The following is a 20,108-nucleotide window of genomic DNA, read 5'->3' as shown; positions in this document are numbered from 1 at the left end:
ACATCCTTGTCAGTCGAGCAGATGAGCGTTGAGGTCAGGGCGATAGACCTGCAGCAACGGCGCGGTCACGGTGCCTTGTAGCGAGCAGAACACGGTGGTACGTCCTGCGAGCGGCGGTTTCATGTCGCCCGTATCGACCATCAAGGCGCGGTCTACGAAACCAAACGGAGTAGCAACCCCCGGGCCGGTCAACCCTTCGGTGCGCCATTGGCCGATCGGATCACCGATGCGACGGATTTCGGCGCGGGTGATGGCTTGGCCCTGGCTGGCGAAACGTGCGTTATCGACAATGAGTGGCTTGAGTTTCGTGGCCACCTCTTGTGGCGAGCCATCTGCCACGAATCCCCAAAACAGAAAATTGCCGACGCTTTTGATGGTTTGGGCCTGGTTGTAATAGCCGACCATACGCACGCCATTGATGATCAGGGGTGTTTCGAAGTGCTGGTAAGTGCCACCTTCCTGCAACGGATCTCTGATGGTCGGCGCCTTGACCGAGCCGTAATCACTCAGGCGCAAGGTAGCTGCAGGGAGACGGGCGTCGCGCAGGCTTTCGAAGAAATGTGCATCGCAGCGAGAAAATTCGCGAAACAGTTGCTCGGGCGTGGTGACGGGCTGAGCCTGGGCCGTAAAGGCGGCGGCGACGGCGAGTAAGGCAACGCCGGGGAGAACAGAGCGGAACATTGAAATCATCCGTGAGACAAGAATGAAGGCTGTCGGCCTATCAGGGGCGAACTTTAGTAAGACGGGGCGGAGGAGGGGTTAGCGTCGGCGTCTCAGAATAAAAGATCGGGTCTGGTCGAGGATGGCACAGCAGAAATTTTCAATAGATCACTACACATCGTTGGGGTGGCCAAGCCACCTTGGATGATCATGGTTGAGCTCATTCTCGTCGCGTCTTGCCACGGGGCGAGACAGGCTTCTTGCGATCTTGACCGACATCCGTCGTGTTCCTGTCGCTTGCGAAACGCCGAGCCTGACCTAGCCTGACGAGGTGGCTTCATCGTCTCCAGCAATATCTTGTGAGAAACAAAGCATGCCTACAGACTACATAGTGACAAAGAGACAGGCACAATTGCTGAGGCTTGGCAACGCAGTGATCGACATTATCAAGGGGTTAACTCCCTACGGTAGTGGCAATCAGTTGGATGAGGAGTACGCCGCCTCACACATTCGTACTGCGGCCACCTACAACTTCATGGAAAACCCAGTCAACAGCGCCATGCTAAGACCTCGGCGTATATTAGAAATCGCCAAAAGAACAGGTGCGGGCAATTGCGATCAGCTGGGGGCAATGGCTTACGCAATCTGCAGGGATTATCTGTCGTCAGATTATTATTCAGCGTGGGTCGGCACCAACGCCCACACGTTTGCTTTGATTGGACATAACTCTGGAGATGCTGAGGACGCCATAGCGGTGGACGCTTGGCCTCAGCGGCCGCAAGCGGTGTTGTATAAACACCACTTCTGTTACGGCATGCAATTCGACACCCATGTCGCAAAACCAGGTACAGGGCGAGGGAGATACAAGGAATCAACGGCAGCTGAAGGCCTTAATTTCAAAATGTCGAATCAATGGGACGCCGTATTCAACAATGCTGAGATTCAAAACTGGAGATATGAGAATAATAACGTTGTGACCCCATGGAGGGGCCGTCAATATCGATACGTTACCGTCGGTTAACACATATCGCTGTCGCATCGAGTCTCGCGTTTCCACACAATCTTATAGACACACATAAACATTGAATCGCCCCGGGTTTCGTAGACCACTACATACTGAGCAACGAGCGGAAAAGGACGCTGAACCTTTTTCTGGGAATCACCGGTAGTGGAGCTCACGTCGGCTATGCCGTATGTCATCGCCATTGCTGGAGGTTCTTCCTAAAAGATGCGAGCCTAGTATTGGGACTGGACAACGGACATGCCTGCAGATGCTCGGCAATAAGGAGGTCCGTTGCATTAGGTCCCTCAATCCACGCTAAATGCCCGCGCTCCGGCAGCCGTATCCAGCGCTTCCCTGAGCAGCTTGATCTTCCCGCCCTCTGCGATGAGCAAGCCTGCATAGGTTTGCCGATAGACCTTGCCCGTGCCGACGACCAGCGCCTCGACGGAGTATTCGCCGAAGACCTTGTCGGGCGTGTCGATCCAAACCTTGAAATCCTTGAACCGGAAGTCCGGAATCTTCACAAGCAGGTCGGCGACCAGTTGCTCAATGGCGGCAGGTCCCTGCGCGTGCACATGAACAGTCGGTATTTCCAGCACGCCGTCCTCGGCAAACAAGGCCGCGGCTGACGTCGGCGCCTGGATGTTGTCTTGATAGGCTTGAAGCAATTGGAGAGCAGTTTTCATAGTGTCCTCTTGGGGCTGGATCTCTGGTGTGGATTCGTCAGTCTTGCCCGCTATCGCTGTCTATGGGTGATCGAGGCTGGCGATGGATGAGAGCTTAGAGAGTTCACTTCGGTGAATAAATGTGCAAAAGGCTATTTGTTAATTCATGATGATGAATAATTTTCGCCCATCTTTCCTAGACACCCCGGCCCCTTTTTAATCATGGATCAATTGCTTGCCTTACGTGTTTTCATCCGTATAGCCGAGTCAGGTGCGTTCTCAAAAGCCGCGGACTCGATGAACATTCCGCGCCCGACCGTTACCAAACTGATGCAAGACCTGGAGCGTCACCTCGACACGAAGCTGCTACACCGAACGACGCGACGCGTCAGCGTGACTTCGGAGGGGGCGGCTTACTACGAGCGTGCGACGCGGCTTATCGGCGACCTTGATGACATGGACGAGAGTATGGTGCGCGCACAGGCCCAGCCGCGTGGCCGCATCCGCGTCGATATCGGGTCGGTGCTTGCGAACATGATCCTGATTCCGGCGCTTCCAAGTTTCCGCGCGCTATATCCCGAGCTCCATATCGACCTCGGTGTCAGTGACCGGCCAATCGATCTGATCGGCGAGGGTGTCGATTGTGTCATTCGCGGCGGAGAGTTGGCCGACACCTCACTTGTCGCGCGACGACTCGCAGACCTGGACTGGGTCACCTGTGCGAGTCCGTCGTATCTTGCCGTGCACGGTGTTCCCATCCATCCTTCCGAGTTGATGCACCCTGGGCCAGCGGCAAAGAAGACGACTGGCGGGCCGGGACATGCAATCCTGGGCTACTTCTCATCACTCACCGGGAGGCCCTTCCCATTGGAGTTCTGCAAGGCAGCCGAGCAGGTTCTGGTCCAGGGACAGGTGGTGGTCGGGGTCAACGACAGCTCCGCGTATTTGAGCACGCTGCTCAGTGGAGTGGGCCTTGGTCAGGCGTTCAGGTTCATGGTCGCCCCGCATCTTGAGAGCGGAAAACTACGTACCGTGCTCGACGATTGGAGTCGGCCACGACATCGATTGAGCGTGATCTATCCGAGCAACAGGCATCTGAGCGCAAAGACGCGGCTGTTCGTCGAATGGGTGGCGCATGTGTTTGCTCCGTTCGACGACCGATAGATTTGCCTGGTCGCAGCCGAAAGCCTCGAAACTCAACTCGTCAGTAATTGAGATTTCGGTCGACCTCGTGAAGCAACGGCTGCCCTTCGGTAAGGCGGTCCAGGTTTTCGATGAACTGCTCGACTACGGGGCCTATCGACGGTTGTGCTGCGATGTGTGGAGTAACCAGGATCTTGTCATGCCTCCAGAGCTCACTGTCCGGGGGCAAGGGTTCGGTCGCAAAGACATCCAAGGCAGCACCGCTTAAATGCCCTTCGTTGACCAAGGTCAGAAGATCCTCTTCCACCACGATGCCGCCGCGTGCCACGTTGATTACGAAACTGCCTCTGGGAAGTTTTTCAAGACATGATCGTCCTAGCAGCCCGGCGGTCTGCGCAGTACCTGGCAGCAGGCACACCAGGAAATCGGACCGCTCGAGGAATGTGTCCATGCCCGCCTTCCCGATGAAGACGGGCACGCGCGACTCGCGCCCATCCGAGCGTGTCCAGCCAATGACGCTGAAGCCCAGCGCGGCGACTACGTCGGCCACGACCGCGCCGATCGAGCCAAGTCCCATGATGCCGACTGTAACTTGGCGCGCGTCGGGTACCGGCAAGCGCTTCCATTCACCCGCTGCGTGCTGCTGTTCCATCTTGGGCAGCGAGCGGAACTGCCGCAGGATCTGCAAGGACACAAACTGCGCCATGCTCAAGCCTAGCCCTGGTTCAACAGCTCGAGTGACCTTAACGTGCATTGGGAGGTCTGGCGCAGAAATGATTCCGTCGGCCCCCGCGCCTACCGAGGCGGCCAACTGGAGGTTAGGCAGGCGAGACGCGATGCCAGTGGGGAGCTTGAAGGCGAAAAGGGCTGTAATGTCGGGGTCGAGTCCTGGGCCAAGCTCAGTGACGATGTCGAGATCTGGCGCTCGGGTACGCAGCGCTTCGTAGCGGGCAGTGACGAAGTCTGATGTCAGAAGCATAAGAACTTTGTGAGGGCGTGCGGCAGGCTTGCTCATACGAAGGCATCTCTGTAGGTGCGTCTGGACGCTATCTGCTTACTTTGCTTGCTCGATTAGGGTATCGCAGGGCGTCGATGATCAATGTCAGAGCAGGTGACGATAGGCTGCGATTCGCATAGAAAATGTGCAGGCCTGGAAAGGTAGGCTGCGCATTGTGCTCGACGATTGGAACCGGCCGCGACATCGATTCAGCGTCGTCTGTTCGAACAACAAGCATCTCAGCGCAAAGGTTCGGCTGTTCGTCGAATGGGTGGTGCATGTGTTTGCTCCGTTTGACGACCGATAAATGTTGCCTGGACGCAGCCGAGTTCGCCCGCCAGCGTTTCAATGGCCACCCAAGACTGTCTCTCAGGTATCAATCGTCTTGGCAAGATGTGCCATCAGCCACTGACGGAAGCGGTTGACGCTTTGTCTGTTCTGGGCCCGGCCTTGGGGTTCCAGCAGGCAGAACTGCGCATCTGTGCGTAATATTGCTTGTGTCGGCCGCACCAGGTTGCCGGTCTGCAAGTGGTTACTCAGCAGGCCCGACCAAGCCAGGGCGATCCCCTGGCCCGCCAGCGCTGACTGGATCAGCATGGCGTAGCTGTTGATATTGATGCGGCGCCTGGGTTCTGGCGCCGGGTAGCCGAGGCGTTGAAACCATTCTCTCCAGCCAATCCAGTCCCGGTGCTGATCTTCCAGCCACAACCAGGTGCACCCCCCCAACTGTTCCAGCGTCTCGATCCCTGGGTGCTGCGCCAGATAGGTGGGGCTGCATACCGGGAAAATCTCTTCGTTGAACAGCGGTGTGACTTTCATGTTTTTCGGCGGCGTGCTGCAGTAATAAAGCGCCAGGTCACAGTCCAGCCGGGAAAAATCGCTGACTTGATCCGTCGCGATGATGCGTAGGTCAATCTCTTCATTCTGGCGCTGGAACTCCGATACAAGCGGCAGCAGCCACAACGACGCCATTGCCGTGCTGGTGACCACAGTGACTTGCTGGGCACCTTGCCAGTGACGTACGCCCGCCGTGGCCTGAGCGATTTGCTGCAAGGTGTCGCGCACACTTTCGTAATACTGGCTGCCGGTGGCGGTGAGGTTGATTTCCCGGGTTGTGCGGGTGAACAGCGCCGCGCCCAGGTAATCTTCGAGCAATCGTACCTGGCGGCTGATGGCGCCTTGTGTGACGTTCAGTTCGCGCGCCGCCACGGTGAAACTCAAGTGGCGGGCTGCGGACTCGAACGCCACCAGACTGTTGAGCGGCGGCAAAGGTTGCAGTTTCATCAGGCTGGTCACTGTTCTATAGGTGTTGGGCGCACAGATATTGTGCAGAAGCCCGTGTGCAGTGACTATCAAATTAGTGAGGCACGTCTAGAGATCGAGGACCAGGTCAGAAGTGGGCTTGCTGCAGCACAGCAAACGCAGGCCTTTGTCGATTTCCCGCTGCCTGATACCGCCGTTGTGATTCATCTCGACCGTACCTTGTACCAAGGCGGTCTTGCAGGTACCGCAGACTCCCTGGCTGCAGGAAGAGGGCACAATGGCACCGGCTTTCTTTGCGGCAGACAGCACCGTCTGGTTGCCCGGCATGCTGAAGGTCTTGCCAGAGCGAGCCAGGGTCACCGTGAATACCGCTTGCGGGTCGAGCGAAGTGGCCTGCTCGATCAATGGTTCTTCATTCAGTACGGCAATGTCGAAACTTTCCTGATGATAGTGGGCGAAATCGAACGCCGCTTCCCTGAGCAGCGATTTGACCGCTTCCATGTAACCCTGGGGGCCGCAGGTAAAGATTTCCCGTTCCTTGTAGTCCGGTACCAGTTGGCTCAACAACGGTAAATCGAGTCGGCCTATGGGTTGCTGCCATTGCGCTGTTTCGCCAAGTCCTTCGCAAATGCTGATCACTCGAAGTCCCGGCATGGCGGATTGCATGCGCGTCAGCTCCGCGTGGAAGATGATGTCGATCGGCGTACGGGCGCTGTGCACAAAGACGATATCGAGGTTGGCAGCCATGTCATAGGCGGCCCGAGTCATCGACATCAAGGGAGTCACGCCGGAGCCGGCCGACAGGTATAACAATTTACCTGCCGGATGGCCGATCGGCGTAAAGCTGCCGGCGGGGCCGGACGCTTTCAGGCTATCGCCTGGCTTGAGGTTGTCATGTAGCCAGTTCGACACGACGCCCCCCGGCACGCGCTTGACGGTAATGGAAAACGCAAAGGGCCGGGTCGGAGAGGACGACAGGGTGTAGCAACGGGCGATGGTCTGCCCACCAATGACTGGCGAGATCGTGATGAATTGACCGGGCTCGAAGCTCAGGGCGCTGAAGTCCGCACAACGAAAAATGAAGGTCTTGACGTCATGGGTTTCCTGGCGCACAGCGCAGCAGTGCAGGGTTTTCTGTTCTCCGCTGTGCCACTGCGCGCCAAACGTGCCCCAGGTGCCCGGGTCGGTAAAGTGCTGGGCTACGCTGACGTCTGCAGGGCGCGTCAGGTTCTCATAAGTCGTCATCTTCATTCCTCACACGCCATGGGCGGCCAGACGTGCCGCGTACCAGCGAGAGAACTGGTCGACATAGGCTTCGGTAAAGGCCGAGAACGGTCCAGGCGTGTAGGAAGGGTCCTGGGTGCCGCTGTGGGTAATACCAACGAGATTGGCGTCTTGCAGGTTGGTTGCGACCCAGACTTCAGTCAGCTTATCCACTTGATAATCGACGCCTTCGACCGCATCGGCATGGACCAGCCATTTAGTCCGGACCAGGGTTTTATCGGGTGCCAGCGGGATGATGTAGGAGACGACGGCGTGGTCGCTCATGACATGGGTCCACGAGTTATGTGTCCAAAGATGCATGTCGCCCAAGTCGCGGCGGGTGAGATCTCCGAAGAGACGAGTGCATGCTACGCGGGTGTCCAGGGTCTGGGATTCGCCATTGCCGGCAATGGCCAGTCGCTGCGAGCGAAATTGGGTCACGGCGTCTTCGCCCAGATGTTCGACGGCATCGCAGATATAGCCTGCGCTTTCCCAGTTGGCCTTGGTGTCTGCATTGCGTTGGTGATACTCCGCCAGCGCTTGAAGAGAATCCTCCCCCAGGCCGTCTGTACAGAATCCGAAATCTTCGGGCAGGAAAGAAGCAGTCAACTCCGGGTGAGTGGCAGCGCAGTGATAGCACTCGCGGTTGTTCTCGATCACCAGTTTCCAATTGCCGTTCTCGATGATTTCCGATTCGTAGGCGATCTTTGAGTGGGCAATGTCGTATTGGGCGAAACGCGGTGCCATGACCTGCTCAAGGTACATGATGTCTTCCGGTGGTTCGTCGCCCAGGCAGACGAAGACATGGGTGCCGATGACCCGGGTGTGCACGGGGATCAGGCTTTTGCATTTAGGGTCGAAATCCTGGCCCATGTGTGCCGCATGTTTCAGACTGCCGTCCAGGTCGTAGCTCCATTGGTGGTAGGGGCATACCAGCATCCCCACGGTCGACTTGCCGGCCTGTTTCAAGCGAGCCCCTCGGTGACGGCAGACATTGCGAAATGCCTGCACATGCTCGTCATCGTCGCGTACCAAGAGAATGGATGATTTGCCAATATCCAGGGTGGAAACATCACCGGGTTCTGGAATGTCGCCAGTGACACCCACCAGAATCCAGTGCTTGGTAAAAAAGATATCGACGTCGGTTTCAAAAATATCCTGGCGACCAAACAAACTCCCCGGCATGCCATGGCCGGGCATGCGGTCGGTCAGAAGTTCACGATGGGTTTTCACGGTATTGATAGTCATTGTGGGTCTCGCTCAAACTCAAAGTTGATCAGGCGGCAGGGACAGTTTGGAAAGGTGGAACAAGACCGTCAACGCGCTTTATTTTCACGCTCGCATAACCTTGCGTTATGCGTATAGATGTGGTTTTTGCGTTTATTATCAGTGAGTTATGCAGCTGTCATCGCGCAGCCAATCGATCAGCGCCTCAATGATTGGTTCAGGTTTTCGACCGTTCGGAATGACCAAGTGATAGGCGTCTTTTGGCTTGACCATATAGGGCGTGATTCTGATCAGCTCACCGCTGCTGAGCCGGTGTGCGATAAGTCGGCTCCAGCCCAGTGCAATGCCATGGCCTTGTGTGGCCGCTTGGATCGCATCGTTGTAGGAACTGCAGCGAAATGAGTAGGTGAGCTTGGGTCGCATATCGCCAAGGTCCCTGCACCAACGATTCCAGGTCATCCAGCCTTCCAGTGTGGAATCGGAGTCAATCAGCGCTGTGTCCAGAAAATCGTCGATGGACGAAGGGGCCGGATTAGCGGCGAGCCAGGCAGGCGAACAGACGGGAAACACTTCTTCATCGAACAGGAAAAGTGAGCTCCCATCCTCCCACTTTCCGTTGCCGAAACGGACGGCCAGGTCGACGTCATCTCGATATGAACTGGGCGAAAGCGGGTGCGTCATCAAGCGCAACTTCAACTTTGGCTGAAGGGTGCGCAGCGTGGTCAGTCTGGGGAGTATTCTCAAGTGAGAAAACGCTTCGGTGCAGGCGATGGTAATCTCCTGCTCACCAATGCCTTCGGCAATTTTGTCGAAGACACTGGCCATGCGATGAATGGACTCGGCAACGACCAGGTGCAAGACATAGCCTTCGTGAGTCAACTTGATCGAGCGATGAAGGCGATGGAATAGCTTAGTCTCCAAAGCATCTTCCAACAGTCTGATCTGTTTGCTGACAGCCGCCTGTGTCACACCTAGTTCTTGGGCGGCCAGGGTGAAACTGGCCAATCGCGCCACCGCCTCGAACTCCAGCAACGCCGTCATGGACGGTATCAATCGTCGATAGCCCTTTACCTTCTTAGCGATATCACTGGGTTGCATAGGAGTGTTCCAACGCCATATCTGGTGGATCAAGCCACCGAATATTCATGTGCGGGTTCAGAAGGCACAGGGAGCGACAGGTTATGCCCCAGCAATGCTCGATACAGCTCTCCGTCGCCCAGGATGCCTAGCACGGTGCCGGCGTGGTCTCGCACGATCAGTGGATGACCCGTTTCGTAGCGGATCTGCAGGGCAGCGCGCATGGTGGTCGTCGGCGGTACACTCGTCGGCTGTCGTCCCAACGTCTCGATTCCCTTGCCCGGATTCCATGGCTGGATGTGTGCGGCCGTGGCGCCTTTTCGAATGCTGGTCAAATGACGCTGCGGGTTCACCGCCATCCACAGGTTCTGAGCGGTATCCAGGCAGTATTCGTCACGAGCAAACACGCACTGATTCAGCGGCGTCATCAAGCTTTTCGCACAGAGCACATTCAACGGGTTGGTATGGGCGACAAAGTTACGCACGTAGTCGTCCGCCGGGTTGAGCACGATCTCTTCCGGCTTGCTGTACTGGATGATCTGGCCGTCCTTCATGATGGCGATCCGGGTGCCCAGTTTCAGGGCTTCGTCCAGGTCATGGCTGACGAACACGATGGTTTTGTGCAATTTGCGCTGCAGGTCGAGCAACTCATCTTGCAGGCCCTGGCGAATCAACGGGTCGAGTGCCGAGAAGGGCTCGTCCATCAACAGGATGTCCGCATCCATCGCCAGGGCACGGGCCAGGCCAACCCGTTGCTGCATGCCGCCGGACAACTCGTCGGGTTTCTTGTTGCGCCAATGGGTCAGGCCCACCAGCTCGAGTTTTTCGTCCACCAGCTTCCTGCATTCCTTTTCCGTGCGGCCCTGCATTTCCAGGCCAAAGCTGATGTTCTCGCGCACCGTCAGCCAGGGCATCAGGGCGAATTTCTGGAACACCATGGCAATACGCTGGGTACGCATCATCTTCAGTTCGGCCGGGGAGCAGGAGGCGATGTCTATCTGCCGGCCTTCGTGTTCGACAAAGAGCTTTCCGCGACTGACGGTGTTCAAGCCGTTGATGCAGCGCAACAGACTGGATTTGCCGGAACCGGACAGCCCCATGAGCACGCAGATCTCACCTTTATTGACCTCCAGATTGGCTTTCTCCACGCCCACGATCAAACCGGTTTTCTGAAGAATTTGCGGACGTGAAAAACCTTGGTCAAGCAAATCCAGGGCGGGCTTCGGGCGGGCAGAGAAGACGACGTCGACGTCCTCGAAACGGATGATGCTCATACGTCACCTCTTTTCAGGATTTCACGTTGCTTGCAGATTCGGTCAAGCGTGATCGCCAACAGCACGATCGCCAGGCCCGCTTCGAAACCCATCGAGATATCCGCGGTGTTCAATGCATTGACCACCGGCTTGCCGAGTCCGTCGGCGCCCACCAGGGCCGCGATCACCACCATGGAGAGTGACAACATGATGCATTGGGTGATGCCGGCGGCGATGCTGGGCATGGCGTGGGGCAGTTCGATGCGCGCCAACAGTTGGCGACGCGAGCAGCCAAAGGCCTTACCAGCGTCCATCAACTCTTGGGGTACATCACAGATACCCAGGTAGGTCAGGCGAATAGGTGCGGCGATGGCGAAGACGACCGTCGAAATCAGCCCAGGAACTACCCCAAGGCCGAAAAGCGTCAAGGTCGGGATCAGGTACACGAAAGTGGGCACGGTCTGCATCAGGTCAAGTACCGGTCGCAAGGCCGCATAGAACCAGGATCGATGTGCTGCGACGATACCCAGCGGTACACCGATGACCACGCAGACAAGCGTGGCGAAGCTCACCTGGGCGAGGGTTTCCATGGTCTCCTGCCAGTAGCCGAGGTTGAATATCAGCAGGAAGGAAAAGGTGATGAACAGTGTAAGGCTCACTTTTCGTTGGATGTAATAGGCGAGCAGGGCAAAGATGGCGATCAAGACCAAGGGGTTGAACCACAGCAACGCGTTGGTGAAGGCGGTGATGACGCCAGACAACGACAGCGATATGCCGTCGAAAAAACCTGCGCCATGTTCGGTCAACCATTCGACATACCGGGCAGTGTGTTCGCCCAGTGGAAGCTTCTCTTGTGTAGTCCACATATCACTAATCCAGCTGATGGGAGTAACAGCTCGCGAGCAGCCATCCGGGCGCAGCGTTGTGCGCCAGGATTTCAGGCAGCAAAAAACGATCGCACGAGACGTTCGTGTGAGCAGCTATCGAAGTTTTGGCAGGAAATGAGTAACAGAAGGAGCGTGTGGCCCAGTGGGTCGCACCGGCATTCCTTGACCGGATGACGGGCTGCATTCAGAGGCGTGCGCTGCAAGATTCATAATTGGCGGCTCATTGTTGTTTTGGTTTGGAGTCCTTTGCCTGCAGGAGATATTTATCCACGCGCACTGCGACGACAAACCATTTTAAGTCAATGGCTCATGAGTTTTTCTCATTAATATTCCCGGGGCTCGAAAGTAGCGAAACGGACAGGAGTCAATCAAATGTACTTCGATGTACATTTGGCGATCATACGAGTACATTCGCCTCACGCACATATTTAAAGAAGGTAAGCACAATGTCCCAGGCAGGGAAGGCGCGTGGCAAGGCTCAGGACGCAGGCTGGCGAGGTTCACCAGAGGGTTGGCTGGAGGCGGCCTACGAGGCCCTGAAGGAGTCGGGCATCGATTCAGTTCGAGTCATGCCACTGGCCAAACGCCTAGGGTTGTCACGTACCAGCTTCTACTGGTTTTTCGAGGACCGTGAGCAACTGCTGGCTGCGTTGCTGTCCCGATGGCGGGAGACCAACACCGGAGGATTGATACGGCAAAGTGAAAGTTATGCCGAGAGTATTTCCGAGGCGATCTTGAATGTGTTCGAGTGCTGGCTCAACCCCCATTTATTCGATTCTCAATTCGAGTTCGCCGTGCGTAGCTGGGCACTGCAGTCCGCTGAGGTGGCCCGGGAAGTGGCCGCCGTGGATGAGCAGCGAATGAATGCACTGGCGAGCATGTTCAAGCGCTTTGGGTACGATAGCCCGAGTGCCGATGCGCGAGCCCGGACGATCTATCTGACACAGATCGGCTACATCACAATGAATACCAACGAGTTGATCACCGTGCGCTTCCAGCGCATCCCCCATTACGTAAGCATCTTCACTGGGAAGGTGCCCAAGCAACGTGAACTGGATCGTTTCTATGGGAAATTCGGCTACGCCGAAGTCGAACCGGGAGTTTTCGTTCCCTTGACGGAAACGTTCGAGAGCGCTGCCGATGAATCATGAAACCCTGGGGATCATCGGTGGAACCGGCTGGCTGGGCGGTGCGATCGCCAAGGCTGTACTGGCCAAGGCATTGCTACCCGCGGGCAACCTGATCATTTCCAACCGTTCGGGCGGCCATCCACTGGCGCAACAAGGTGCTCGCCTGGTGACGGATAACCAAGACCTGGTAAATCGTAGCGACATCGTGATCCTTGCCGTTCGCCCCGAGCATTTCGCCAGCGTGAATATTCATGCGGGCGGGCGGACAATTATCTCGCTCATGGCCGGGATCAAGGCTCATGCGATCATGGCGCAAACATCGGCGACAGCAGTCGTGCGGGCGATGCCCAACGCGGCAGTGGAGATCGAACGGTCCTTTACACCCTGGTATTGTGCGGGGGAGGTACCAGCAGCAACGAGGAACCTGGTGCAACGCGTGTTCGAATGTGTGGGTGAAGCGGCTGAAGTTCAGGAAGAGGACTTCATCGACTACCTCTCGGCGCTCTCGGGTACCGGCCCGGCTTTTCCTGCCTTGCTGATGAGCGCACTGGCCAATCAGGCGATGGCTGCCGGCATTCCTTCCGATATCGCGCAATTGGCTGCGAAGAACGTGGTGGTCAACAGCAGCCAGCTTCTGGAAAACCACGATGCGCTGGAGATGATCGAGGCCTTGGTCGCCTATCGAGGCGTCACGGCCGCGGCTTTGCAATCAATGATCGATAGTCGTTTCGACGAACACATCGGTCGGGCACTGGAGGCCGGTGCTGCGGTTGCCCGCAAAGGGCTTCATGGCTGATAAACCGAGGCCCCTGGTCAAGGGGCTTCGGTAAGCGTCTTATTTACTCTGCCTTGAAGCAGTAGACCGCCAGCTTGTTTCCATCCAGATCCCGGGCGTAAGCGGCATAGGCATTTTCAGCCCAGCCGCGCGTGCCGGGCAGGCCTTCGCAGACACCGCCATTTGCCAGCGCGGCGGCGTGGAAGGCGTGGACCGCAGCACGGTTCGGCGCCTCGAAGCTGACGGTGCCTCCGTTGCCCACCGTTGCAGGATTGCCGTTGGCCGGCTTGAGTACAAAAAACGAAGGTTTGTCGACACCCCAGATGGAGCCATTCTCGCTGAGATCGGCGACGCGTTTGAGGCCAATCTCTTTCAGCGCTGCGTCATAGAACGCACGGGATTTGGCCAGGTCATTGGTGCCGACGGTTACATGGGTAAAAACGGACATCGTTGCTTCCTTTTTGTGGGGGGAATGAGGATCGGCGAATCAATAATGAATGACGGTACGAATGCTTTGCCCGTCATGCATCAACTCGAACGCTTTGTTGATTTCTTCCAGGGGCATGGTGTGGGTGATAAAGGTTTCCAGTGGGATCTCTCCTCGATTGGCCTTCTCCACATAGCTGGGCAACTCAGTGCGACCCTTCACCCCACCAAATGCGCTGCCACGCCACACGCGACCGGTGACGAGCTGGAAAGGGCGGGTACTGATTTCCTGGCCCGCTCCGGCGACGCCGATGATGATCGACTCGCCCCAGCCCTTGTGGCAGCACTCCAGTGCAGCACGCATCAGTTGCACGTTGCCGACGCATTCGAACGAGTAATCCACGCCGCCTTCGGTGAGCTCGACAATGACGTCCTGGATCGGCTTGTCGTAGTCCTTGGGATTGATAAAGTCTGTCGCGCCCAACGACAGCGCGACGTCTCGTTTGGCAGGGTTGATGTCGATAGCGAGGATACGTCCGGCGCTGGCCATTTTTGCGCCGATAATGGCTGCCAGGCCGATACCGCCCAGCCCAAACACCGCCACACTGGCGCCCGCTTCGACCTTGGCCGTGTTAAGGACGGCGCCGATTCCTGTGGTCACCCCGCAGCCAAGCAGGCAGACCTGCTCCAGCGGCGCCTCTTTGGGAATCTTCGCCAGGGAAATTTCCGGCAGCACGGTGTATTCGGAGAACGTCGAGCACCCCATGTAGTGGAACAGAGGTTTGCCTTCATGGGAAAAGCGCGAAGTGCCGTCGGGCATCAAGCCTTTGCCCTGGGTGGCCCGGACGGCCTGGCAAAGATTGGTTTTGCCTGAGAGGCAGAATTTGCATTGCCGGCATTCGGCGGTATAGAGCGGAATCACGTGGTCGCCGACTTGCAGCGAGGTCACGCCTTCGCCTATGGATTCGACGATACCGCCGCCTTCATGGCCCAGCACGCTGGGGAAAATACCTTCAGGATCGCTTCCCGAAAGAGTGAAGGCATCGGTGTGGCAGACGCCGGTGGCAACGATACGAACCCGCACCTCGCCAGCCTTGGGCGGTGCGACATCGATGGTGACCAACTGCAACGGTTCATTGGGCGCGAATGCGACCGCAGCCCTTGATTTCAAGGTCTGTACTGACATGGTAGTGCCTCGTTTCGAATAGGAAATTGCCCCTGATCCAGAATCAGGGGCATGACTTCAGATGTCCTTGACCAGTCGCAACGCATCGTAGATGGCCGCGTGGGTATTACGCGCCGACACCGCGTCGCCGATCCGGAACAGCTGGAAGCGGCCCTCGGGGTTGGTCACGATGTTCTGGGTTCTCCCGGCGATCAGATCATGCTGTTCCACCGCGCCATTGTTGCGCGAATGGGGACGCAGCTCGAAGTACAGATCGTCGAGGGGCAGGGTGCCATGGTTGATGACTACCTGATCGACCACTCGCTGTTTATGGACCTGGCCATAATCGCTGCCGAAGTTAGCCACCAATTGCCCGTCGCGTTTCTCCACCGAGTCGACTCGATAGGTGACGGTAAAGGTAACGTTCAGGTCTTGCAGGCTGCGCATGTAGGGCACCAGGTTCATTGCCATCACTTCGGGCGCGAACGAGCGGTCCGGTGTGACGATTTCCAGTTTCGCGCCGCTGTTGGCGATGACTTCGGCCGCCTGTAGGGCAGCATGGTCACCCGCATCGTCAAAGATCAGCACGTTCTGGCCGGGCTTGACGTCGCCGGAAATGATGTCCCAGGTTGACACCACCAGTTCATTGCCGTGCGTGAGCACTTCAGTGTGAGGCAAACCGCCGGTGGCGACGATCACCACGTCCGGATTTTCCGCCAGCACCGTTTCGGCCTCGGCCCAGGTGTTGAAATGGAATTTCACACCCAGCCGTTCGCATTGCGCCATCCGCCAGTCGATGATGCTGATCATCTCGCGTCGCCGCTCGCTCTGCGCCGTCAGGCGGATCTGGCCGCCGGGTTGATCGGCGACTTCGAATACCGTGACGTCGTGGCCGCGTTCGCCGGCCACCCGTGCTGCTTCCAGGCCCGCCGGGCCAGTGCCGATCACCACCACTTTGCGCTTGATCGACGCCTTGGGGATTTCGTGGGGCATGCTAGTTTCACGGCCGGTGGCGGCGTTGTGAATGCAGTACGCGGCGCCGCCCTGATAGATCCGATCCAGGCAGTAGTTGGCGCCGACGCAAGGGCGGATTTCTTCTTCGCGTTTCTCGATGATCTTGCGCACGATGTGCGGGTCGGTCATGTGTGCCCGGGTCATGCCGATCATGTCCACCTTGCCCGAAGCAATGGCATGGCGGGCCGTGGCGACGTCGGGAATCTTCGCGGCATGGAACGTCGGGAAGCCGGTGGCCGAGCGGATCTCGCCGGCAAAATCCAGGTGCGGGGAGTTGCGCATGCCTTGGATCGGAATCACATCGGTGAGGCCGGCATCGGTGTCGATGTGGCCGCGAACGACGTTGAGAAAGTCGACCAGGCCGCTGTCCTTGAGCATGTGCGAAATCTGGATGCCGTCCTTGGCACCGAAACCGCCGGGCAGATCCTCATCGCCGGTGTAGCGAACCCCCAGCAGAAAATCCTCGCCGCAACGCTGGCGAATGCCGCGCAGGACATCGAAGGTAAAGCGCAACCGGTTCTCCAGCGAACCGCCGTAGGGGCCTTCAAGGTCGTTGGTCAGTGGCGACCAGAACTGATCCATGAGGTGTCCGTAGGCCTGCAGTTCCAAACCATCCAGCCCGGCGGCCTTCATCCGTTCGGCGGCGTCGACATAGTCCTTGATGATGCGATCGATGTCCCACTCTTCCATCTTTTTCGGAAAGGCCCGGTGGGACGCTTCACGGCGATGGGACGGCGAGACAACCGGCAGCCAGTCGGCCTTGTCCCAGCGCGTGCGCCGCCCCAGGTGGGTCAGTTGGATCATCACCGCCGCGCCATGTTCGTGGCATTCATCGGTCAGGTCCTTCATCCACTTGACCACTTCATCCTTGTACGCCAGCACGTTGTTGAACACTGGCGGGCTGTCGCGTGACACCGCGGCGGAACCTGCGGTCATGGTCAGCGCCACGCCGGCCTTTGCCCGTTCGACATGGTACGCCCGATACAGGTCTTTCGGCATGCCATCGACAGGATAGGCCGGCTCATGGGAGGTGGTCATGATCCGGTTCTTGAGGGTCAGGTGTTTGATCTTATAGGGCTGCAGCAGAGGATCGCTGGACATGGTGTTGCGCTCCGAGAACAGAACATCAGGCTTGGTTTTGACATAACGGTATGTTTAATGTTCATGTGTGTCAACGATTAAGACATAGGTGTACATTTTTCTTGCGTGGTGGAAAAACCGGGATTACCATCCAGTCGAAACAGGGGTGGTACGGCGCGTGCGTCCGGCCATCCCGCATCGATCCAAAGTGCCAGGGGGCAGTGCGAAGAACTATGAAAGTGCTCGTTGCGGTAAAGCGCGCCATCGACCCGAATGTGAAAGTCCGGGTGAAAGCCGACGGTTCAGACGTCGAGCTCGGTGGTGTGAAGATGGCCTTGAATCCGTTCTGCGAAATCGCGGTGGAGGAGGCGATACGCCTCAAGGAGAAGGGAGCGGCATCCGAAGTGGTGGTTGTCTCCGTGGGTACGTCGGCCGCTCAGGAACAACTGCGCACGGCATTGGCACTCGGCGCGGACCGGGCGCTGTTGGTCGAGACGAATGCAGTACTTGAGCCGCTCAACGTCGCCAAGTACCTGAGCAAAGTGATCGATCAGGAAAAGCCGCAATTGATCCTGTTCGGCAAGCAGGCGATCGATCAGGAGAACAACCAGGTTGGGCAAATGGTCGCGCAGTTGATCGGCAGCGGTCAGGCCACCTACGCCTCAGCCATCAATCAGGTGGATGGTCAATGGGTCGTCGAGCGAGAGGTCGACAGTGGCAGCCAGGTGCTCGCCCTCGCCATGCCTGCGGTGGTGACCTGCGACTTGCGGCTGAACCAACCGCGCTACGCCTCTCTGCCCAACATCATGAAAGCCAAGAAAAAACCGCTTCAAACCATTGCCGCTGAAACCTTGGGCGCCAGCGTGAGGGAACACGCTCGTCTACTGGGGGTTGCTGCGCCGGCGGTGCGCAAAGCGGGTATCAAGGTCGGTTCGGTCGCCGAACTGGTGGATAAACTGAAGAACGTTGCGGGGGTGATTTGATGCGTACATTGGTGATTGCCGAGCACTACGCAAGTCAGCTTACGGCAGGTACTTGGAGTGCCGTGACCGCCGCCATGGCACTGGGTGCTGAAACCGATCTGCTGGTGATGGGCGGGACGGATGCGTCGGCAGTGGCGCAACAGGCAGCGCTGATCCAGGGCATTGACCGGGTGCTGCTCGCACAGAATGCGATATTCGAAAACATATTGGCTGAAAACGCCCAGCCATTGATCACTTCATTGGTGAGCCAAGGCTATGCGCACGTCATAACCGACGCCAGCAGCATGGGCCGCAATGTGTTGCCACGGGTCGCGGCCAGCCTGGATATCGGCATGATTTCCGATGTCACCAAAATCGTGTCTCCGGACACTTTCGAGCGACCTGTTTACGCTGGCAATGCCATCGCCACGGTGCAGTCCCTTGACCCGATCAAGTTACTCACTGTCCGCGCCTCTGCGTTCGCCCAGGCCTTGTCACATGAACATCGTTGTGAAGTGGTGACGGTCGAGGTCGGAAAAGGAGCAAGCAATGCGCGTTTCGTCAGCGAAGAACTGACTGCAAGCGAGAGGCCAGATTTGTCGAGTGCACGCGTCGTCGTTTCCGGTGGCCGCGGCATGCAAGCCAAGGAGCATTTCGCTTTGATTGAGCGGGTAGCTGACAAACTCGGTGGTGCTGTGGGCGCATCACGCGCCGCGGTGGACTCGGGTTTCGCCCCTAACGATTTGCAGGTCGGCCAGACGGGGAAGATCGTTGCGCCGGAGCTCTACATCGCGGCGGGCATCAGTGGTGCCATTCAACACTTGGCGGGTATGAGTGGCTCAAAGGTCATCGTCGCGATCAACCAGGACGCTGACGCGCCGATTGCCCAAGTGGCGGATTACATGTTGGTGGCGGACTTGTTCGAAGCCTTACCGGCGCTGGAAAAAGCATTGTGACTCTTACTATCAGCTCCGCCAAATGGGCGGAGGAGGGCCGAAGGACCTGAATAGATAAAGGCTTCTCACATAACTAAAACTTATCCATGCATAACATAAAATCCCTTGAGGGCGTAGTGGCGCTCTGCTTTTATGAGGGGAGTTAGTTCTTCTGCTGGCCTGCCAATAACTATTAATACAGTACGCGGAGATGCACCATGATGAAGTTATCGAGTAAAACTTGTATCGGCTGGCTTACTGGCTTGGCGATGGCCGCCGGTAGCCTGGTGGCCCATGCCGAAGAGCCCACACCTATCCGTATTGGATGGGTGAACTGGTCGGATACGGAAATCGCTGTAAAGCTGGCAGACACTGCATTGCGCGATCACTTGAAGCAACCGGTCAAGTTGGTGCTCGCCGATATTGGTATCCAGTTCCAGGCCTTGGCCAACGGAAATATCGACCTGATCCCGATGGTCTGGCTGCCGAGCACCCACAAGGCGTTCTACGACAAATACCAAGACAAGCTCGAGGACCTCGGTGTGTTGTATGAAGGTCGGATCGGCATGGCCGTGCCAACCTCCATTCCTACCAGCGAGATTGCCACTGTCGAAGACCTTAACAAGCCTGAGGTCCGGGAAAAACTGGGCGGCAAGATCCTGACGTCGGAAGTGGGCAATGGTCAGTACAAACTGACGGAAAAGGCCATGAAGGAATATAAACTCGATGGCTACAAGATGGTCGCTTCTTCAGAGTCTGGCATGTTGAGTGAGCTGGATCGCAACCTCAAACGTGACAAATGGTCATTGATCAACGCCTGGAGCCCGCACTGGATGTTCGCCAAGTGGCCGCTGCGCTATTTGGACGATCCGAAGCAGATTTTCGGCGGCGCCGAGCAAATTCATGCGGTTGCCCGCAAAGGTTTCAGTGCCGAACATCCTGACGTTGCCCGGTTCTTTGCCAACTTCAAGATCCCAAAGGCTGACCTTGAGAAATTGATGTCGTCTGCCCGAGACAGTTCTGCAGACAAGGTCGTTGCCGAATACTACGCCGCTAACAAGCCCCGCTTCGAGGCGATGTTCGGTAGCCAGACCGCCTCGGCTACGCCGTCCCAGTGAGGGAGCCGTTGCCAGCCAACGGTTGTGTTGCAATCCAGTGCCCTTGGTCAAGGGGTGCTGGATTC

19 protein-coding genes are annotated in these 20,108 nt (G+C 57.4%); 7 read left to right on the top strand and 12 right to left on the bottom strand.

Features of this window, described 5'->3' with window-relative positions; all coding sequences use genetic code 11:
- Window positions 1–9: 9 nt before the first annotated feature.
- The gene (locus AC1M7R_RS25405) at window positions 10–690 is read right to left on the bottom strand and encodes a hypothetical protein (protein ID WP_490610089.1); all 681 of its coding nucleotides are present in this window, start codon (window positions 688–690) and stop codon (window positions 10–12) included.
- 343 nt (window positions 691–1,033) lie between these two features.
- On the opposite strand from AC1M7R_RS25405, the gene AC1M7R_RS25400 reads away from it, so the two are divergent.
- Window positions 1,034–1,681: a hypothetical protein gene (locus tag AC1M7R_RS25400; RefSeq protein ID WP_076406991.1), complete on the top strand. Its 648-nt coding sequence runs from the start codon at window positions 1,034–1,036 to the stop codon at window positions 1,679–1,681.
- 287 nt (window positions 1,682–1,968) lie between these two features.
- Here the strand turns inward: AC1M7R_RS25400 and AC1M7R_RS25395 are convergent, their stop codons facing one another.
- Window positions 1,969–2,349 (bottom strand): nuclear transport factor 2 family protein, encoded by a 381-nt coding sequence (locus AC1M7R_RS25395; RefSeq protein ID WP_490610088.1) that lies wholly within the window; start codon window positions 2,347–2,349, stop codon window positions 1,969–1,971.
- Between the two features lie 201 nt (window positions 2,350–2,550).
- Between AC1M7R_RS25395 and AC1M7R_RS25390 the strand changes: the two genes are divergently transcribed.
- Window positions 2,551–3,492, top strand: a complete 942-nt coding sequence (locus AC1M7R_RS25390) for a LysR family transcriptional regulator (protein ID WP_490610087.1) — start codon at window positions 2,551–2,553, stop codon at window positions 3,490–3,492.
- A gap of 40 nt (window positions 3,493–3,532) precedes the next feature.
- On the opposite strand, the gene AC1M7R_RS25385 is transcribed toward AC1M7R_RS25390, so the two are convergent.
- The 7 genes from AC1M7R_RS25385 to choW form a co-directional block, all read right to left on the bottom strand.
- Window positions 3,533–4,486 (bottom strand): 2-hydroxyacid dehydrogenase, encoded by a 954-nt coding sequence (locus tag AC1M7R_RS25385; protein WP_490610086.1) that lies wholly within the window; start codon window positions 4,484–4,486, stop codon window positions 3,533–3,535.
- Window positions 4,487–4,837: 351 nt separating this feature from the next.
- Complete coding sequence (locus tag AC1M7R_RS25380; protein WP_139642021.1) at window positions 4,838–5,752, bottom strand: LysR substrate-binding domain-containing protein; 915 nt, start codon at window positions 5,750–5,752, stop codon at window positions 4,838–4,840.
- An 87-nt stretch (window positions 5,753–5,839) separates the two neighbouring features.
- A complete protein-coding gene (locus AC1M7R_RS25375) occupies window positions 5,840–6,976 on the bottom strand; it encodes an FAD-binding oxidoreductase (protein WP_490610085.1) in 1,137 nt (378 codons plus the stop codon).
- 9 nt (window positions 6,977–6,985) lie between these two features.
- Window positions 6,986–8,242 carry an aromatic ring-hydroxylating oxygenase subunit alpha gene (locus AC1M7R_RS25370; RefSeq protein ID WP_490610084.1) on the bottom strand — a complete coding sequence of 419 codons (1,257 nt, stop codon included), beginning with the start codon at window positions 8,240–8,242 and terminating at the stop codon, window positions 6,986–6,988.
- Between the two features lie 138 nt (window positions 8,243–8,380).
- Complete coding sequence (locus AC1M7R_RS25365; protein WP_490610083.1) at window positions 8,381–9,319, bottom strand: LysR substrate-binding domain-containing protein; 939 nt, start codon at window positions 9,317–9,319, stop codon at window positions 8,381–8,383.
- A gap of 29 nt (window positions 9,320–9,348) precedes the next feature.
- On the bottom strand, window positions 9,349–10,572 hold the full coding sequence (choV, locus tag AC1M7R_RS25360) for a choline ABC transporter ATP-binding protein (protein ID WP_490610082.1): 1,224 nt from the start codon (window positions 10,570–10,572) through the stop codon (window positions 9,349–9,351).
- Window positions 10,569–11,417, bottom strand: a complete 849-nt coding sequence (choW, locus tag AC1M7R_RS25355; protein ID WP_490610081.1) for a choline ABC transporter permease subunit — start codon at window positions 11,415–11,417, stop codon at window positions 10,569–10,571. The genes choV and choW overlap by 4 nt, the downstream gene beginning before the upstream one ends.
- A gap of 467 nt (window positions 11,418–11,884) precedes the next feature.
- On the opposite strand from choW, the gene AC1M7R_RS25350 reads away from it, so the two are divergent.
- Complete coding sequence (locus AC1M7R_RS25350; protein ID WP_490610080.1) at window positions 11,885–12,589, top strand: TetR/AcrR family transcriptional regulator; 705 nt, start codon at window positions 11,885–11,887, stop codon at window positions 12,587–12,589.
- A complete protein-coding gene (locus AC1M7R_RS25345; RefSeq protein ID WP_490610079.1) occupies window positions 12,579–13,364 on the top strand; it encodes a pyrroline-5-carboxylate reductase family protein in 786 nt (261 codons plus the stop codon). The genes AC1M7R_RS25350 and AC1M7R_RS25345 overlap by 11 nt, the downstream gene beginning before the upstream one ends.
- A 43-nt stretch (window positions 13,365–13,407) precedes the next feature.
- On the opposite strand, the gene AC1M7R_RS25340 is transcribed toward AC1M7R_RS25345, so the two are convergent.
- From AC1M7R_RS25340 to AC1M7R_RS25330, 3 genes are read right to left on the bottom strand one after another with little or no spacing between them, the layout of a single operon-like run.
- Complete coding sequence (locus AC1M7R_RS25340) at window positions 13,408–13,791, bottom strand: VOC family protein (protein WP_490610078.1); 384 nt, start codon at window positions 13,789–13,791, stop codon at window positions 13,408–13,410.
- Window positions 13,792–13,830: 39 nt separating this feature from the next.
- Window positions 13,831–14,955, bottom strand: coding sequence for an S-(hydroxymethyl)glutathione dehydrogenase/class III alcohol dehydrogenase (locus AC1M7R_RS25335; protein ID WP_490610077.1), 1,125 nt, complete (start codon window positions 14,953–14,955; stop codon window positions 13,831–13,833).
- Window positions 14,956–15,012: 57 nt separating this feature from the next.
- Window positions 15,013–17,049, bottom strand: coding sequence for an oxidoreductase (locus tag AC1M7R_RS25330; protein ID WP_490610076.1), 2,037 nt, complete (start codon window positions 17,047–17,049; stop codon window positions 15,013–15,015).
- A 212-nt stretch (window positions 17,050–17,261) separates the two neighbouring features.
- Here AC1M7R_RS25330 and AC1M7R_RS25325 point away from each other — a divergent pair, with 212 nt between their 5' ends.
- From AC1M7R_RS25325 to AC1M7R_RS25315, 3 genes are all read left to right on the top strand, one after another.
- The gene (locus AC1M7R_RS25325) at window positions 17,262–18,011 is read left to right on the top strand and encodes an electron transfer flavoprotein subunit beta/FixA family protein (protein WP_490610498.1); all 750 of its coding nucleotides are present in this window, start codon (window positions 17,262–17,264) and stop codon (window positions 18,009–18,011) included.
- Window positions 18,011–18,946, top strand: coding sequence for an electron transfer flavoprotein subunit alpha/FixB family protein (locus tag AC1M7R_RS25320; protein ID WP_490610075.1), 936 nt, complete (start codon window positions 18,011–18,013; stop codon window positions 18,944–18,946). Before AC1M7R_RS25325 ends, AC1M7R_RS25320 begins: the two co-directional genes overlap by 1 nt.
- Before the next feature lie 197 nt (window positions 18,947–19,143).
- A complete protein-coding gene (locus AC1M7R_RS25315; protein ID WP_490610074.1) occupies window positions 19,144–20,043 on the top strand; it encodes a glycine betaine ABC transporter substrate-binding protein in 900 nt (299 codons plus the stop codon).
- Window positions 20,044–20,108 lie beyond the last annotated feature (65 nt).

The organism is Pseudomonas sp. MS01C9, from assembly GCF_058202755.1.
This window is presented reverse-complemented; position numbering and strand designations above follow the sequence as displayed.

What these genes read in the sequence shown, in the direction of transcription:
- AC1M7R_RS25405 (WP_490610089.1), bottom strand. Translation starts at nt 690, where the DNA reads ATGATTTCAATGTTCCGCTCTGTTCTCCCCGGCGTTGCCTTACTCGCC.
- AC1M7R_RS25400 (WP_076406991.1), top strand. Translation starts at nt 1,034, where the DNA reads ATGCCTACAGACTACATAGTGACAAAGAGACAGGCACAATTGCTGAGG.
- AC1M7R_RS25395 (WP_490610088.1), bottom strand. Translation starts at nt 2,349, where the DNA reads ATGAAAACTGCTCTCCAATTGCTTCAAGCCTATCAAGACAACATCCAG.
- AC1M7R_RS25390 (WP_490610087.1), top strand. Translation starts at nt 2,551, where the DNA reads ATGGATCAATTGCTTGCCTTACGTGTTTTCATCCGTATAGCCGAGTCA.
- AC1M7R_RS25385 (WP_490610086.1), bottom strand. Translation starts at nt 4,486, where the DNA reads ATGAGCAAGCCTGCCGCACGCCCTCACAAAGTTCTTATGCTTCTGACA.
- AC1M7R_RS25380 (WP_139642021.1), bottom strand. Translation starts at nt 5,752, where the DNA reads ATGAAACTGCAACCTTTGCCGCCGCTCAACAGTCTGGTGGCGTTCGAG.
- AC1M7R_RS25375 (WP_490610085.1), bottom strand. Translation starts at nt 6,976, where the DNA reads ATGACGACTTATGAGAACCTGACGCGCCCTGCAGACGTCAGCGTAGCC.
- AC1M7R_RS25370 (WP_490610084.1), bottom strand. Translation starts at nt 8,242, where the DNA reads ATGACTATCAATACCGTGAAAACCCATCGTGAACTTCTGACCGACCGC.
- AC1M7R_RS25365 (WP_490610083.1), bottom strand. Translation starts at nt 9,319, where the DNA reads ATGCAACCCAGTGATATCGCTAAGAAGGTAAAGGGCTATCGACGATTG.
- choV (WP_490610082.1), bottom strand. Translation starts at nt 10,572, where the DNA reads ATGAGCATCATCCGTTTCGAGGACGTCGACGTCGTCTTCTCTGCCCGC.
- choW (WP_490610081.1), bottom strand. Translation starts at nt 11,417, where the DNA reads ATGTGGACTACACAAGAGAAGCTTCCACTGGGCGAACACACTGCCCGG.
- AC1M7R_RS25350 (WP_490610080.1), top strand. Translation starts at nt 11,885, where the DNA reads ATGTCCCAGGCAGGGAAGGCGCGTGGCAAGGCTCAGGACGCAGGCTGG.
- AC1M7R_RS25345 (WP_490610079.1), top strand. Translation starts at nt 12,579, where the DNA reads ATGAATCATGAAACCCTGGGGATCATCGGTGGAACCGGCTGGCTGGGC.
- AC1M7R_RS25340 (WP_490610078.1), bottom strand. Translation starts at nt 13,791, where the DNA reads ATGTCCGTTTTTACCCATGTAACCGTCGGCACCAATGACCTGGCCAAA.
- AC1M7R_RS25335 (WP_490610077.1), bottom strand. Translation starts at nt 14,955, where the DNA reads ATGTCAGTACAGACCTTGAAATCAAGGGCTGCGGTCGCATTCGCGCCC.
- AC1M7R_RS25330 (WP_490610076.1), bottom strand. Translation starts at nt 17,049, where the DNA reads ATGTCCAGCGATCCTCTGCTGCAGCCCTATAAGATCAAACACCTGACC.
- AC1M7R_RS25325 (WP_490610498.1), top strand. Translation starts at nt 17,262, where the DNA reads ATGAAAGTGCTCGTTGCGGTAAAGCGCGCCATCGACCCGAATGTGAAA.
- AC1M7R_RS25320 (WP_490610075.1), top strand. Translation starts at nt 18,011, where the DNA reads ATGCGTACATTGGTGATTGCCGAGCACTACGCAAGTCAGCTTACGGCA.
- AC1M7R_RS25315 (WP_490610074.1), top strand. Translation starts at nt 19,144, where the DNA reads ATGATGAAGTTATCGAGTAAAACTTGTATCGGCTGGCTTACTGGCTTG.